This window comes from Mesorhizobium sp. P2_A8, assembly GCF_056404935.1.
Genome location: NZ_JBFUDB010000008.1, coordinates 273,394 through 288,486, shown reverse-complemented (window position 1 = coordinate 288,486; position 15,093 = coordinate 273,394). Strand labels below are relative to the sequence as shown.

The 15,093-nt window shown below is 60.3% G+C and carries 12 protein-coding genes; 7 read left to right on the top strand and 5 right to left on the bottom strand.

Annotation, left to right across the window (positions count from 1 at the left end; genetic code table 11):
• The first annotated feature begins 361 nt into the window (after positions 1–361).
• The gene (locus tag AC1D10_RS24165) at positions 362–1,402 is read left to right on the top strand and encodes a UDP-glucuronic acid decarboxylase family protein (protein ID WP_477276287.1); all 1,041 of its coding nucleotides are present in this window, start codon (positions 362–364) and stop codon (positions 1,400–1,402) included.
• Positions 1,399–2,478: a UDP-glucose 4-epimerase GalE gene (galE, locus tag AC1D10_RS24160; RefSeq protein ID WP_477276285.1), complete on the top strand. Its 1,080-nt coding sequence runs from the start codon at positions 1,399–1,401 to the stop codon at positions 2,476–2,478. Before AC1D10_RS24165 ends, galE begins: the two co-directional genes overlap by 4 nt.
• Here galE and AC1D10_RS24155 read toward each other — a convergent pair.
• The 3 genes from AC1D10_RS24155 to AC1D10_RS24145 all read right to left on the bottom strand — a co-directional run bounded on the left by AC1D10_RS24155 (position 2,432) and on the right by AC1D10_RS24145 (position 5,754).
• Positions 2,432–2,854, bottom strand: coding sequence for a hypothetical protein (locus tag AC1D10_RS24155; protein WP_477276283.1), 423 nt, complete (start codon positions 2,852–2,854; stop codon positions 2,432–2,434). The genes galE and AC1D10_RS24155 overlap by 47 nt on opposite strands.
• Positions 2,855–3,245: 391 nt before the next feature.
• Positions 3,246–3,797: a DUF995 domain-containing protein gene (locus AC1D10_RS24150; RefSeq protein WP_477276281.1), complete on the bottom strand. Its 552-nt coding sequence runs from the start codon at positions 3,795–3,797 to the stop codon at positions 3,246–3,248.
• 76 nt (positions 3,798–3,873) lie between these two features.
• Positions 3,874–5,754, bottom strand: coding sequence for a glycosyltransferase family 2 protein (locus AC1D10_RS24145; protein WP_477276279.1), 1,881 nt, complete (start codon positions 5,752–5,754; stop codon positions 3,874–3,876).
• A gap of 623 nt (positions 5,755–6,377) precedes the next feature.
• Between AC1D10_RS24145 and AC1D10_RS24140 the strand changes: the two genes are divergently transcribed.
• Together AC1D10_RS24140 and AC1D10_RS24135 are read left to right on the top strand one after the other, a co-directional pair.
• Complete coding sequence (locus AC1D10_RS24140) at positions 6,378–7,301, top strand: glycoside hydrolase family 26 protein (RefSeq protein WP_379106304.1); 924 nt, start codon at positions 6,378–6,380, stop codon at positions 7,299–7,301.
• Positions 7,302–7,360: 59 nt separating this feature from the next.
• The gene (locus AC1D10_RS24135; protein ID WP_477276277.1) at positions 7,361–7,879 is read left to right on the top strand and encodes a DUF995 domain-containing protein; all 519 of its coding nucleotides are present in this window, start codon (positions 7,361–7,363) and stop codon (positions 7,877–7,879) included.
• Between the two features lie 126 nt (positions 7,880–8,005).
• On the opposite strand, the gene AC1D10_RS24130 is transcribed toward AC1D10_RS24135, so the two are convergent.
• Positions 8,006–8,455, bottom strand: coding sequence for a DNA polymerase III subunit chi (locus tag AC1D10_RS24130; RefSeq protein ID WP_477276275.1), 450 nt, complete (start codon positions 8,453–8,455; stop codon positions 8,006–8,008).
• 28 nt (positions 8,456–8,483) lie between these two features.
• Positions 8,484–9,974, bottom strand: coding sequence for a leucyl aminopeptidase (locus AC1D10_RS24125; protein WP_477276632.1), 1,491 nt, complete (start codon positions 9,972–9,974; stop codon positions 8,484–8,486).
• 352 nt (positions 9,975–10,326) lie between these two features.
• Here AC1D10_RS24125 and lptF point away from each other — a divergent pair, with 352 nt between their 5' ends.
• Genes lptF through AC1D10_RS24110 form a run of 3 tightly spaced genes read left to right on the top strand, consistent with a single transcriptional unit; the run spans position 10,327 to position 15,052 of the window.
• Positions 10,327–11,529 (top strand): LPS export ABC transporter permease LptF, encoded by a 1,203-nt coding sequence (gene lptF, locus AC1D10_RS24120; protein WP_477276273.1) that lies wholly within the window; start codon positions 10,327–10,329, stop codon positions 11,527–11,529.
• The gene (gene lptG, locus AC1D10_RS24115) at positions 11,526–12,611 is read left to right on the top strand and encodes an LPS export ABC transporter permease LptG (protein WP_379106642.1); all 1,086 of its coding nucleotides are present in this window, start codon (positions 11,526–11,528) and stop codon (positions 12,609–12,611) included. The genes lptF and lptG overlap by 4 nt, the downstream gene beginning before the upstream one ends.
• A complete protein-coding gene (locus AC1D10_RS24110; RefSeq protein WP_477276271.1) occupies positions 12,611–15,052 on the top strand; it encodes an LPS-assembly protein LptD in 2,442 nt (813 codons plus the stop codon). The genes lptG and AC1D10_RS24110 overlap by 1 nt, the downstream gene beginning before the upstream one ends.
• Positions 15,053–15,093: the final 41 nt, after the last annotated feature.

Genomic DNA, 15,093 nt, shown 5'->3' with positions numbered 1-15,093 from the left:
CCGCGAAGCCGACGCAGCGTCATGATTAACCATTCGCAAACAGCGATGGTTAAGGTTTCGCTAATTTAGTTGACTAGGATTTCCACAGGTATATTTTCAATGCGTTGGGATGTGCAATTTGGGCGAGTAAATCGACGATGATGGCACCAGGCGTGTGATCGCGATTTTTGGGGCGCAGAAAAGAATGCTGAACGGCAGCAAACAGGTCGTGTAGCACCCGCTCCGCGAACCCAAAACAATTAACGCACATCAATGAATGGCGATTCCGCAGACGCGGAGGATTGTCACGTTCTCAAGGACGTGGCCGGGCAACGCTTTGTCACGGCCCGGCGGTAGCGTGTGCAGTGCGTGAGAGGAAAGCATGGGTAAGCTTACCAAGATTCTGAAACTGGAATCCGGGCACAGTCAAAGGGGCGCCAACCAGAACCGGAGCCGCGCCCTGGTCGCCGGAGGTGCGGGATTTTTGGGATCGCATCTGTGTGAACGTCTTTTGCGGGACGGATATGACGTTGTCGCGCTGGACAACTTCCACACCGGCAAGAGATACAATCTCAATGCCCTCCTGCGTAATCCGAGATTCTCGTGCATCGAGCACGACATCGTCAATGCACTGCCTTTGGGTCTTCAGTTCGATGAAATCTACAATCTCGCCTGCCCAGCCTCTCCGCCGCACTACCAGGAAGACCCGATCCATACCTTCAAGACAAGCGTGCTTGGTTCGCTGAACCTTCTGGAACTGGCGCGACAGAACAACGCCAAGATATTCCAGGCCTCGACGTCCGAAGTCTATGGCGATCCCTTCGTGCACCCACAGCCCGAGAGCTACTTCGGCAACGTCAATACGCACGGACCGCGGTCCTGCTACGATGAGGGCAAGCGATCGGCCGAGACCCTGTTCTTCGACTATTCGAGAACATACGGCCTCGATATCCGCGTCGCCCGCATTTTCAACACCTACGGCCGCCGCATGCAGCCCGATGATGGGCGCGTGGTTTCGAACTTCATCGTCCAGGCGCTGCGCGGCCAAGACCTGACCGTCTATGGCAGCGGCCTGCAGACGCGTTCCTTCTGCTATGCCGACGACCTGATCGAGGGCTTTGTGCGGCTGATGAATGCGCCTGATGCGCCCGCGCATCCGGTCAACCTCGGCAACCCGGGCGAATTCACGATCATGGAACTGGCGACATTGGTCGTCAATTACACCAACTCCCGATCCAAGATCGTGCATCGGCCGCTGCCCGTCGACGATCCCAGACAGCGCAAGCCGGACATTTCCTTTGCCAGGAACAATCTCGGTTGGGAGCCGAAAATCAGCCTAAGCCAGGGGCTCGCGCATACCGTCGACTATTTTGACACCCTGCTCTACGGAAGCAAACTGGTCAAAGGAGCCGCGGCGTCATGACTCGCCGGGCAATCCTGGTGACGGGTGGGGCCGGCTTCATCGGCAGCCACACCTGCAAGCAGTTGGCCGCCGCCGGCTATCTGCCGGTGGTTTTCGACAATCTGAGCCGCGGTAACGAGAAATCTGTCGCCTGGGGTCCACTTGTCGTCGGCGACATCCGGAACCAGGATGCGCTGCAGGGGGCGATGAAGACGTACCGGCCGGCGTCGGTTATCCACTTTGCGGCGCTGGCCTATGTCGGCGAGTCCGTTTGCGAGCCGGCTGAATATTATTCGACCAATGTGACGGGCACCATCGCGGTGCTCGATGCGGCGCGCGCGAACTCCATCGAGAACATCATCTTCTCCAGCAGCTGCGCAACCTACGGCGTGCCGGAAGCATTGCCCGTTCGCGAGACGTCCTCGCAAAATCCGATCAGCCCTTACGGGCGCACCAAGCTGATGGGCGAACAGATCATCGGCGACTATGCGTCCGCATACGGAATGAAGTTTGCGATCCTGCGCTATTTCAACGCTTGCGGCGCCGATCCCGAAGGCGAGCTTGGAGAGTGGCATTCGCCGGAAACGCACCTGATTCCCAGGGTGCTCATGGCCGCATCAGGCATCATCGACGAGATCGAGGTTTTCGGCACGGACTACGACACGTCGGACGGTACGTGCGTGCGGGACTATATCCACGTCAGCGATCTGGCCCGCGCCCATCTGAAAGCTCTCATGCATCTCGAGGGCGGCGGACAAAACCTGGCGGTCAACCTCGGCACAGGGCGGGGCGTGTCCATCAAGGAGATTGTCGAGGCGGTCAGCCGAATGACGTCAAGACCGGTTCCGGCCGTCTTCAGGACCCGGCGCCCGGGAGACCCGGCTGAGCTCTATGCCGATCCGGGAAGCGCCCGCGAACATCTTGGCTTTGTGCCGGAGCTTTCCGACATCGACACGATCGTCAGGACGGCGGCCCCATTTTTTGGGCTGGAGACGAAACCGATGAAACGGCCGCCAACCAGGACGGCAGCGCCTGTCGCCGCTCGATGGCTCAGGAATAGCGGGGGCGGCAGCTCGCGCGTTGGCCAAATCCGCTAGGGGTGCAGATGTAAGGCGAATTCCCCAGGAACGTGCCGCCATTGCCCGGATTGTAAGAGGCTTTCACCGGCGCCGGCGTGCGGACCGTGATCCGCCTTGGCGATGCAAAAGCGTAAGCTCTTTCAGTCGTCCGCACTGCGCTCGTCATCCGGATCAGAGGTTCGCTTCTGAGCGAATGAGCCATGGACCAGGCGCGGACCGGCTGGACCGCGGATTTGCTGCGAAGCGAGTAGGCCACAGGCTTGGCGAGGACCGAATTGGTTTTGGTTGCATCCACACTCTGGCAACCTGAAACCGTCGCGATCACCAGCGCAGCCACAATAACAAACGCGCTATTTTTGCCCGAGCGAAACGCGCCCATTGCGGAATTTTTCATCTTGTGTCCCCTGCCAAAGGCGAGTTGCGACATACTTTGCTTTCGTCGCTTTCACGCCGCATGAGCAACCGCTCGCTACCACATCACGCAGGCACATTAGACATCACTTATTAATATTCTTGAAAACCGTATGGTGAGCTTACCGTCTGGTCGTTCTGTCAGATATTATTAAGATGCGATCGATCAGCGGCTGGCGATCCGACCGCGCTCGCCGGACCGCTTCAAGCATCACGATAAGCGATTCGCCAATGTCTTGACAGGCGCCCGGCAAGAGCAGCCTGCTCAAACAGAGACGGATCCGGCTTGTCTGCTCAACCTGTCAGGATAGGGTCCGGCGCGGGGTTGCGAAAATGACCGGTGCGTCACGGCTCATGCCAGACGGAAGTTCCGCTCAACCTCCGCTTTTGACTGGTGCTGGCTGCCCGCCAGGGCTGATCATCTGACGCATCTTATCGAAGGTCGCAGCGGTCGTATCGCCGGATTTGAACTTGTCGTACTCCTGCCCGGGCTGCGCCGGCGAAGCCTGGAAGACATACCAGGAACCGCCGGGATCCTTCATCTGGTATATCGTGCCGCCCAATCGGTGATGGCTGAAACAGGCTCGCCCCTGCGTGCTGCCGGCAAGCGTCTTCCACGTTGCATCCATGCATAATTTGCCATCCTTGGTGACCAACCACCTGCCCTGGCCGATCGACGCATTCGCCCCGCCGGTCCAGGCTCGAAATTGGCGCCCATCCCTGGCAAAATAGGCAGCGCCATTTTCCCAGACCCAGGTGCGGCCGGCATAGAGGTGAAACAGGTCCGCCGGGGTGAGCGGCGCGGCCGCGGCGACCGCCGACATGTCGACCTCCTCCGCCGTCGCGGCGTTAGGGCCGCTGACCAACAGCGACTGCGCAACAATCATCGCCAACAGAAAGCAGCGGATCGACAGGATACCAACCACAGAAGTGATCCTCCAAATGACAACCGGCTGAGGGTGAGACAGGGCTGGCCAGCGTACCATCCCTCTCTTCTGTTTGTCACCGACTCTCGTACCAGCCAGGATCGAAGTAGAATTTGCGGTCGCCTGCCTCGCCCTGACCAGCGCCGGAAACCACATAGGCGATCCTGACGATGCGGAGGCGACCGGCGCCCTGCTGCAGGCCGTATATGCCTTCCAATCCGCGGTCGTAAAATCCCGCCACCGGAACCGAGAGCGCGACACAGGCGAGCGATGCCTGCCAGGCAAGTTTCACAGCATTGGCTCGCAGCGAAATCCTGTTCTCGATGAGGTGCCTGGTGACGATCACAACCACAAGCAGCCCGTAGAGCAGCGCATTGAATGCGGCCAGCCAGTAGAAGCCGGTGGCGTTCGAAGGACGATCCACGAGAAGAACCGGCAAAGACGCGCCAATCGCAAGCACCACATAGGGAACGATGACGCGGGCGGGCAGAAGGTCTTTGGGGCCGCTGCCCTTGGGAGTAACACGGAAATCGACGAACGATTTGGTCAGATAATCGCGGATCGACGACAGCGTGCCGGCGAGCACCCACGGCCAACGCGCGAAGAACAGGAATAGCGTCCCTTCCCAGCTGAGCGTCTTGGCGGTGATCGGGCGCGAAAGACCGAACGCCTTCAGCATCATCACGAGGAGAACCAGGGCAATCGAGTTCGGCGCGTAGTAGAACAGGAAGTCGGCATACATCACGTTGGCAAAGTTCTGGCCCGAACAAAGCGCGTAGATCGGCATGACGAACATCAGAAGCGCAAAAACGGCGAACAGCGGATACCAAAGCTGGCAAAACAGGAACTGAAATTGCAACCGTCGCGGTAGCTTGGGAAGGTAGCTCGGCGAGTATTCGAGCAAGATCGTCATCAGGCTCCGTGACCACTGGAATTCTTGCGTGACAAGATCGGCAAAAGTTTGCGGGCCATCGCCATGCGCGATGGCGTCGATGGCATGTACGCCGCGCCATCCGGCCGCATTGATCAGCATCGACGTTGAATGGTCCTCGGCCAGTTCCGGGCCAAGACCACCGGCTTGCCTCAGCGCGATGGTTCGCACGGCATAGTGCGAGCCGATGCAAAGTGGAGCCCCGCCGCCGGTATGGCCGGACTGCAACGGCCCGTGAAACATCCCTTCCGGAAACAGCCTGCCACGCGCCGACCAGCTCTCGTCGGCGTTGTTGTCGCAAATGCTGGGCGCCGAGACGTAGCCGACCGAGGGGTCGGCGAAGGGTACCAGGATTTCCCTGAGATAGGTTGGCGTCGGGACGTGGTCCGCATCCATCTGAGCGACGAAATCATAGCGCTCGTAGCCATAGTGATCGTAGAAAAATGCCAGGTTTCCCTCTTTGCAGCGCGTCCGGCGCGGCCACACCTTGCGATGATAATCTTCGCGGCCGCGCCGTGTGGAAATCATGACGTTGCGGGCATGGCACCAGGCGATCGTCTCCTCGGACGGGTCCTCGTCTGCCAGCCAGGTATCATGCGGATAATCCTGCGCCAGCATCGCTTCGAGCGTGCGCGCAACCACGGCAAACGGTTCGGACGGGGCCTTGGTGACCACCATCGCGACCCGCGAACGCTTCGGGATCATGTGAAGCTTGGACGGCTTTTTCGACGCGTGCACGTTCAAGAGGAAGTACAACGGCATGAGGGTGAGCCATACCAGAATGAGTGTCGCGAATGCGTATGGCACGACATGCTCGACATGCTCGGGCTTCAGCCACCAGAACCAGAAGAATCCGAGCGTGACGAACCAGAATGCCAGGGCCAGTCTCAAGACCCATTGCTGCCTAGTCGACAGCACGGGCACCAGAAAGGGCCCCTTCCGCGCAGCGGCGGCCAAAGCCGTATCGGACCGACGCGTCCGTCTGCTCGCATAGCCGACTATGCCTGCTCGCACAGAAGTACTCATACACTTACTCGCCGCCACTTTGGGCTTCCGCCGACAGATGGCTGAAAGCTCTCAAATCCCGGCGATAGAATCGGTCCACGCTTCTTAGAGTCAACTAAATTAAGCGTTCGCTAACCATGATTCTTGAGATCTGGTTAACCTAACGCCTTGAATCGGGAGAGGAATAACCGCCCCCTACCAACCTCGAAATGACAAGCCGGCAAATCTCTCAGCATTGGAAGTTCGCTGACGGGTCAAGGCTGTTCGGTGGGGATCCGGCTCGAGAGCAGCGTTAACCATGTTTCGAATGACAGGGTTAAGCAACCGTTAATTGTACTTGACTCCTGGCCGCGACCGGCTCTTAATTTAGCGAGGGATGATATATCGGGATATTGGCGCGAATTTGTGAGTATCGCGGCGAACCTTCTCTCTCTGTAGCTCCTTTGTGTTGGCGCCTTGAGAGAGATAGATAATCGTTTGGTGGGGTCCGTGCGAAGGTTCGCACGCCCGCCAAAAGTCGCTCAGAAATCCCGCAGATTCCACCAATAGAGCCGATTGGTTTTGGGCAATCGTGTCGATCAAGCATCGACGCGCACGGGCGAAGCTTCAACTTCCGCAGATGTTGAAGCCATGGGAGATCAAACATGAAACACTCCGCAGCAAATGCACTTGCAATCGCGCTGGTATTGGGCGGAAGCGCCGCGTTCCCCACTGCGGGAAGCGCCGGCTCGGTTGCCGCGACGGACCCCGTTCAGACGAGCAGTGCCGCTTCGGCGTTCGGATCCTATGATCCATACGGGGACTTCAGTGCCGACAAGAGTGCCAGCATCGAGGAGCTCTTCCTGCCCTGGGAAGACGTCGATCTGGCGAGCCTTCCCTTGGCCGACGCCTATGCCCTTCAGCGAGGCAGGTCGCTGTTGATCACCGTCGAGCCGTGGACCTGGTCGAAGGACTGGCGCGTCACCCCGACCGAACTGCGCAATGGCATATTGAGCGGCAAGTATGACGCCAACATGCAGGCAATCTGCAACCTGGTGGGGGCCATGAAGAGCCCTGTAACCATTCGCTGGGCGCAAGAAATGGAGGACAATAACGGCCGCTTCACCTGGGCCAACTGGGCTCCCAAGGACTGGATCGCCGCTTACAAGCGCGAGGTCGATATCTGCCGCAAGGCAGCCCCCGCCGCCAAATACATGTGGTCACCCAAGGGCGAAGCGGGTCTGGAAAAATATTACCCTGGCGACGACTATGTCGACGTCATCGGTCTGTCGGTGTTCGGCCTGCAGAAAAAGGACAATGACGAGACGGGCCACGATCGTACGTTCGCTGAAGCGCTGAAGCCCGGCTATGACCGCGTCGCTGGCTTCAACAAGCCGGTCGTGGTGGCGGAGCTCGGCTATGTCGGGAAGCAGGAATATGTTTCGAAATGGGAAATCGACACCCGCAAGTCCTATTCGGAGTTTCCGGCTCTGACCTCGGTCGTCTACTTCAACCAGAAGGAAGTGTGGCCGTGGTTGGGTGGCTATGGGCTGCCTGATTGGAGGATTACCCAGCATATCTTGCCCTAGGGGTGCTGTACCGGGTGAGGTGCAGAAGTGGGCGTGGCGTAAAATAGTGGGGTAGGGTTGTGAAACGAGTATTGGGGAATTGTGTCGGAACGGCGCTTGCCTGTTCCATTGGTGTCCTTGCCTTCCAGCTTCCCGCGACAGCCAAGACTGCGGCGCAGGTCGCTGAACTGGCCAAGCAGGCCGAGGCGGTGCCCGATGAGGGTCTCTACCAGATGTACCAGAACCGTTCGTGGCTCTGGGGTGGAAACGGCGCTGGATATTTTGCCGTGCAGCGCCGTCAGTTCAGCGCCTGGACCTCGGACAAGGGCAAGCTGGGTTACGGTGAAGGCATCTGGTTCATCCCTGGAGGCGGAAAGCTTTGCTTCCGCGCAAAATGGCACGGAGCAGGAGGCGACGCCGACGCCCTCACCTGTTTCGAGCATCGCCAGGCCGGCAGGGTGGTTTACCAACGCAAGATTCCGGATGGCGACTGGTACGTTTTCAGGAGCTCGCATCGCAACATGACGGACGAGTTCATGAAAATAAAATACGGCGACTACGCCACCCCCAAACAAAACCGGATCAAGGCAAAGCCGTAGAGCGCGTGATCCGCGACAAGCCGATAATGGCGTCGCTATAGCGGTCGCCGATATTCTTCCTGTCGGCGTTCTTGGAATCGATCCGCTTCCCGTACGGGCGCCGAGCGGTGCGCCACAGGCGCGCTCCTACGCCTTGCGCTCCCAGCGGCGGTCTGACGTCTGCTGCCAGTAGGTGACGGCATGGCCAGCGTCCTTCATCGTCTTCCAGTGCCCCCGGGCCGCCTCGACCTGGGTGGCATCGTGGCCGTCGAACAGAAACACGGCACGCTCGTAACCGCCGAGCTCGGGCGGCATGGCGCCGTCGACCAGGAAGCGGATCTTTGCCTCGTTGGGATTGCCGTCGCCGGTGGTCAGAAGGATCGGCTGGTCACCGGGATAAGCCTCACGGTCGGTCGCGTGCGCCAGGAACGAATCGTCACGGAAGGTCCACAGATGCTGGTCGAGCGCATCGCGGCGCTCCTCTGTGCCGGTCTGCACCACGGCGCGCCAGCCGCGGTCGACGCTGCGCTCCAAGAGGCCAGGCAGGGCATCCTCCAGCGTCGATTCGGTCAGGTGGTAGAACAGGACGTCGGCCATCGCTTCAGCCTATACCGGATGAACCCGCTCACTGCTCGTAATTGTCTCTTACCAGCCGATCGAGCAGCCTGACGCCGAAACCGGAACCCCAGGACTGGTTGATCTCGTTCGACGGCGAGCCGATCGCCGTGCCGGCAATGTCGAGATGCGCCCAAGGTGTCTCCTTGACGAAGCGCTGCAGGAATTGCGCAGCGATAATGGCGCCGCCATAGCGACCGCCGATGTTCTTCATGTCGGCGTTCTTGGAATCGATCAGCTTGTCGTACTCGGCACCGAGCGGCATGCGCCACAACCGCTCCTGCGTCGCCTGCCCCGCCGCCGTTAGCCTTTCGGCCAGTTCGTCATTGTTGGAAAACAGGCCGGCATAGTGCTGGCCGAGCGCGACCATGACGGCGCCGGTCAACGTCGCCAAATTGACCATGAATTTCGGCTGGAAGCGGTCGTTGCAGTACCACAGCGCGTCGGCCAGCACGAGGCGTCCTTCCGCGTCGGTGTTGAGCACCTCGATGGTCTGGCCGGACATCGAGGTGACGATGTCGCCGGGGCGCTGGGCATGACCGTCGACGGCGTTTTCGACCAGACCGATGACGCCGACGACATTGGCCTTCGCCTTGCGCGCGGCCAGCGCATGCATCAGACCGGTGACGGCGGCGGCACCACCCATGTCGCCCTTCATGTCCTCCATGCCGGAGGCCGGCTTCATCGAATTGCCGCCGGTGTCGAACGTGACGCCCTTGCCGACGAAGGCAACCGGGCTGTCCTTTGGCTTGCCGCCGTTCCACTGCATGATCGCCATGCGGGCGCCGCGCGGCGAGCCCTGGGCGACACCGAGCAGTGAGCCCATGCCGAGCTTCTTCATCTCCTTCTCGGCCAGGATCTCGACCTTGACGCCGAGCGCCTCGAGTTCCTTGGCGCGGGCGGCGAACTCAACCGGCCCAAGCACGTTTGCCGGTTCGTTGACAAGGTCGCGCGCTAGAAGCACGCCGTCGATCACCGCCTCCGCGTCAGTGAAGGCCTTTTTCGCAGCGGCCGGAGCGGCGGTGTGGATGGTGACCTTGACCGGCTTTTTCGGTTCGGCGTCGTCCTTGTCCTTGCGGGTCTTGTATTTGTCGAAGGAATAGCTGCGCAGAAGAATGCCTGCCGCTAGGCTTGCCGCGTCCTTGCCGCTCGGCGAGGCGCCAACCGCGTCGAGCACCACGGCCACCTCAGTCGCCTTGCGCAGCGACGCGGCGATGGTGCCGCCAAGCCTAAGCCAGGCATATTCGTCGAGCCCCGACACCTTGCCGACGCCGATCGCCACCAGCCGGTCGAGCGACGTTCCTTCCGGCGCCAGAATTTCGACGGCGCTGGCGAACTTGCCGGTGAACTCGGCCACCGGAAAGGCCCGTCCCAATGTCTTGCCCGGATCGCAAGCCTTTGCGGTATCGCTCAGGCCGCCCTCATCCGCCGACAGCACGAAGACTGTGCCATTCCTGGGTGCGGAAAATTTGGCGAAGGCGATCGACGGTCGTTGAGTCATCATGTCCTGCTTTCGGGGAATGCGTAGCTTTTGGGGAAGCGGTTCGAAGCGATGCGCGACATTTGGTCGTTTTCCGGCATTTGGCAAGACTTTGCCGAATTCGCATCCCATATGACCAACGGAATCGATGGTGATTCCTCGCGGCACGGCCCCGCTTTTTGCCGCAACCTGTTGTTAACCATCGATGTTCGCCCTTTCTTATCCATTCGCAACGACACTCCGGCGCACCGAGACGGGTGACTTGGGACGGGACCGGGCCGATCACCTGATGGAGCCAGTTGTGCAGGCGCCGCCGGACCGCTACCCTTGCGTGGTGGCATGATGCCGTTCGAAAAGATCGAGAAAAGCCTTCATGAAGGTCATTGAACGCTACATCATGCGCCGCGCTTTCGTGGTCTTCCTGGCCGCGCTTGTGTGGACGCTGGCCATCGTGTGGACGACGCAGGTGCTGGCCAAGATCGACCTGGTCACCGACAGCGGCCAGTCGTCGCTGACCTTCTTCGAGGTCGCCGCTCTCATCCTTCCCTCCATCATCCCGATCGTCGTGCCCTTCGCGCTGGTGGTGGCGGTGGCACAGACACTGTCCGTCATGAATTCGGATTCCGAGCTTGCCGTCGTCAACGCCGCCGGCGCCTCGCGTTGGACGATCGTGCGGCCGATCATGCTTCTGGCGCTCGCGGCAAGCGTCTTTTCCTTTGCCGTCGATAACGGCATCGACCCCTATGCACGGCAGAAAAACCGCGCCCTGGTGGCGGCGTCGCACGCGGATCTGTTGTCGCTGATCATCCAGGAAGGCACCTTCCGCAAGATCGAGGACGGGCTGTTCCTGCAGATCGGCGAGCGGCTTCCCGACAATCGGCTGGGCGGCATCTTCGTCGCGGATTCACGCGAAGAAGGGGTCAACCTCGTCTACTACGCCAAGACCGGCAACATCATCGAACGCGGCGGCGAAAAGGTGCTGATGATGAATGACGGCGTCATCCATCGCAAAACGCTGACCGGCGACCTGTCGGTCATCCGGTTCACATCCTATGCCTTCGATATGTCGGCCTTCATGGCGGCGGCTTCGGAGGTGAACCTGCTGCCGAAGGACCAGACGACCCAGTACCTGCTCAATCCAAACCCCAACGACAAGAACTACCAGCAAATTCCGCTTGAATACCGGGCCGAGCTCAACCAGCGGTTTTCGGAATGGACCTATTCCATCGTCTTCGCGCTGATCGCGCTCGCGGTCGCGGGGGACGCGCGCTCGCACCGCGAGGCGCGCGTCAATCCGCTGATCACGGCGATTTCGATATCGCTGTTCGTGCGTTGGCTGGGCTTCTTTGCCGCTAGCAAGGCCGATGAGATCCCGCAATACGCCTATATGGTCTATGGCGTGCCTATTGTGGCTTCGGCGGTGGCGATCTGGTTCATCGTCTCCAACCGGACCATGGAACTGCCGATAGCCTGGGCGGACTGGATGACAAACTTCGCCACCCGCATCGGTGACAGCTGGAACGCGCTGAAGCTGCGTCTGTCCGGGCGCGGCGCTTCTGGGCAAGGGGTCAGCTGATGGGCTGGACGCTGGGCCGCTATTTCTTCTTTCGTTACGTGACGATCACCTTCTGGTTCTTCATCGGCCTCCTGGCGCTGGTGTTCCTGATCGATTTCACCGAGCTCTCCGGTCGCACCACCGGCCTGCCGGGCTTCACCTATGGGACGGCAGTGGCCATTTCCGGGCTGCGGATGCCGATGATCATGCTGCAGACGGTGCCGTTTGTCGGCCTCTTCTCGGCTATGGCGACGCTGGTGTCGCTCAACCGGCGCTACGAGCTGGTGATCGCACGTTCCGCCGGCGTTTCCGCCTGGCAATTCCTGTTGCCGTGCTGCATCGGAGCGTTGCTGTTCGGCGTCCTGTCGGTCGGCGTCATCAATCCGCTCGCCGCGCACGCCTTTTCCTGGTCCGAGCAGATCGAAACCCAGCTGCGCAGCGGCAAATCGAACACGGTTTCTGCCGATGCGGCACCCTGGATCCGGCAGAAAACCAGTTCCGGGGACACCATCATCGGCGCACGGGCCATCCTCGACCAAGGCCTCGAGATGGCCGATGTCGTCTTTTTCATTCTCGATCCGCAAGGCAACATCGTCGAGCGCAAGGACGCCGCGCGCGCCTTCCTGCGCGACGGCTATTGGGAATTGCGGGACGTCAAAACATTCCAGAACGGCACGATCCAGGCATCGGAAAGCGATCGCGTGCCGACCAATTTGAAGCCTGAATTCGTGCAGGAGCGACTGGCGCGTCCCGAAACCATCCCTTTCTATGACCTGCCCGGAAAAATCGAGGTTGCCCGCTCCTTCGGCCTCAAGGCAAATGCCTTTGCCATGCAGTTTGATTCGCTGGTGGCGTTGCCGTTCCTTCTCGTCGCGATGACGCTGATTGCGGCAACAGTTTCAATGCGATTTGCTAGGATGGGGCAGTCGGCAACGATGATTCTGGGTGGCATCGTCGCCGGGTTTCTGCTTTATGTCGTTTCGGTGCTGGTGAAGGCATTCGGCGTGGCGGGGTTCGTGCCGACTGTCATAGCCGCCTGGGTACCGGTCGTGGTGGCTATGTTCTTCGGGGTGACTTTCCTGCTATACAAGGAAGACGGCTAGTGAGGGAGGCGTTTTTGCCCAGCAACAGGCAGGCCGGTTTGGCGCGCCTCTATGCGGCCAGCGCCTTGGCGTGCCTGCTTGCCTGCGCCGTGCCGATGCCCGCGCTTGCGCAGGACGTCGGCGACATGGCGACGACGGTTCCATCCGGCTCGCAGATGCTGCTGGCCGCCGACACGCTGGTCTACAACAACGACAACCAGACGGTGACTGCCGTCGGTGGCGTGCAGATCGACTATGGCGGCAATCGCCTTGTCGCCCAGCGGGTCGAGTACAACCGCAATACCAAGCGGATGGTCGCGAGCGGCAATGTCGAAGTCGTCAACAGCGACGGCACCAAGATCAATTCGGACCACATCGACATCACCGATGACTTCGCCGACGGCTTCGTCAACGCACTACGGGTCGAAACCATCGACAAGGCCTATTTCGCCGCCGAAAGCGCCGAGCGCATGGGCGGCGTGCTGACGACGTTCCACAACGGCGTCTATACCGCCTGCGAACCGTGCGAGGACAAGCCCGACAAGGCGCCGACATGGCGCGTCAAGGCCAGGAAGATCATCTGGAACGGCGAAAAGAAGACGGTTCGCTTCGAGAACGCGAATTTCGAATTCTTCGGCTTCCCGCTCGCCTATCTGCCTGCGTTCGAGATTGCCGACCCGACAGTGAAGCGCAAGAGCGGCTTCCTGATCCCCAGCATCGTCTACAAGAGCGATCTCGGCGTCGGCGTCAAAGTTCCCTATTATTTCGCATTGTCACCGACCTACGACCTGACCGTCACCGGCACCGGCTACACCAAGCAGGGCTTCCTCGGTGAGGCCGAGTGGCGCCAGCGCTTCAACAATGGCCAGTACAGTTTGAAGATCGCCGGAATTCATCAGCAAGATCCCGATGCCTTTCTCGACGCGTCCGGCTTTCCCGCCACCTCTGGCCACAACGTCGATTCGGGCGAAGTTGGCGATCCGAACAAATTCCGCGGCATGATGGGCACCCAAGGACAGTTCGCCATCAATCCGCGCTGGAATTTCGGCTGGGACGTATTGCTGCAGACCGACAAGAACTTCTCGAACACCTATAATATCGACAAGTATAGTTCCAGCGTCCACCAGTCGTCGGTCTACCTGACCGGTCTCAACGACCGCAATTATTTCGACCTGCGCGCCATGCATTTCGAGGTGCAGGAAGATACGCCCAACGGCAATATCGCGGCGCGCGCCAACCAGCAGCCCTGGGTGCTGCCGTCGCTCGACTATGCCTATATTCCCGACATGTCGGTGGCCGGCGGCCAGCTGTCGCTCAATGTCAACTCCCGCATCATCCGCCGCGACGATCTCGATCAAGCCTTTTCGACCCCGTATAACTCGGCCACTCCAACCGAGCGTGTCCGTGGCATCGAAGGCGAATCCGGACGTCTCACCGCCGAAGCCGAGTGGAAGCGGACATTCGTCACCGATGGCGGGCTGGTGCTGACGCCATTGCTCGCCCTGCAGGCGGACGCCGACTACCTGAACGCCTCGTCGGCCTCGCTTGCCGCCATCAACGAGATGGCGATGAACCCTGAGATAAATACCAGCGCCGACATGCGCTCGTCGTTTGCCCGCTACATGGCGACCGCCGGGCTCGAAATGCGTTGGCCTGTGCTGTTTTCGGCGACCAATTCAAGCCACGTGTTCGAGCCGATGGCGCAGGTCTTCATGCGCCCGAACGAGCAGTATGTCGGCGGTCTCGCCATTCCCAACGAAGACGCCCAAAGCATGGTCTTCGACGCGACCACCCTGTTCGAACGCGACAAGTTTTCCGGCTACGACCGTGTCGAAGGCGGTTCGCGTGCCAATGTCGGCCTGCGCTATTCCGGCTCCTACAACAACGGTTGGGGCACCAATGCCATTTTCGGCCAGTCCTATCAGATTGGCGGCGAGAACTCCTTCGCCGCGCCGGATCTGGTCAATGTCGGCGCCTATTCGGGCCTCGAAAACACCAAGTCGGACTATGTCGGCCTGGTTGGCTTCAACAGCCCCAATGGCTTCGCGGCCTCGCTCAGCGGCCGTTTCGACGAACAGAGCTTTGAAGTTCGCCGCGCCGAGGTGAAAGCCGCCTACTCCGGCCTGCCGGTGGCGCTGAGTGCCAAATACGCCTTCATCCAGGCCCAGCCACTGTATGGTTTCACGACCGACCGCCATGAGGTCACGCTTGGTGCATCGACGCATCTGGCCGAGAACTGGCGCGTCTTCGGAACCGGAACCTACGATCTGCAGGAAGCCCTGCTGGTCAAGGATGGCGTCGGCTTCGCCTACAACGATTCCTGCTTTACCTATCTGATGTCGTACTCGCAGTCGCGCGACCTGAACACCAGGGAGGTGACGCAGAGCATCGGCTTCAACCTGTCGTTCCGCACCCTCGGCGACTTTGGCTCGTCGAGCAATACCCTCGGCACGATCCAGTAACAGTCGGCGACATCGTTTCGCCGCATAGGGCTGGCACGGAT

Bases quoted from the DNA above. Each gene is read 5' to 3' on its own strand.
- AC1D10_RS24165 (WP_477276287.1), top strand. From the start codon at position 362: ATGGGTAAGCTTACCAAGATTCTGAAACTGGAATCCGGGCACAGTCAA.
- galE (WP_477276285.1), top strand. From the start codon at position 1,399: ATGACTCGCCGGGCAATCCTGGTGACGGGTGGGGCCGGCTTCATCGGC.
- AC1D10_RS24155 (WP_477276283.1), bottom strand. From the start codon at position 2,854: ATGAAAAATTCCGCAATGGGCGCGTTTCGCTCGGGCAAAAATAGCGCG.
- AC1D10_RS24145 (WP_477276279.1), bottom strand. From the start codon at position 5,754: ATGAGTACTTCTGTGCGAGCAGGCATAGTCGGCTATGCGAGCAGACGG.
- AC1D10_RS24140 (WP_379106304.1), top strand. From the start codon at position 6,378: ATGAAACACTCCGCAGCAAATGCACTTGCAATCGCGCTGGTATTGGGC.
- AC1D10_RS24130 (WP_477276275.1), bottom strand. From the start codon at position 8,455: ATGGCCGACGTCCTGTTCTACCACCTGACCGAATCGACGCTGGAGGAT.
- AC1D10_RS24125 (WP_477276632.1), bottom strand. From the start codon at position 9,974: ATGACTCAACGACCGTCGATCGCCTTCGCCAAATTTTCCGCACCCAGG.
- lptF (WP_477276273.1), top strand. From the start codon at position 10,327: ATGAAGGTCATTGAACGCTACATCATGCGCCGCGCTTTCGTGGTCTTC.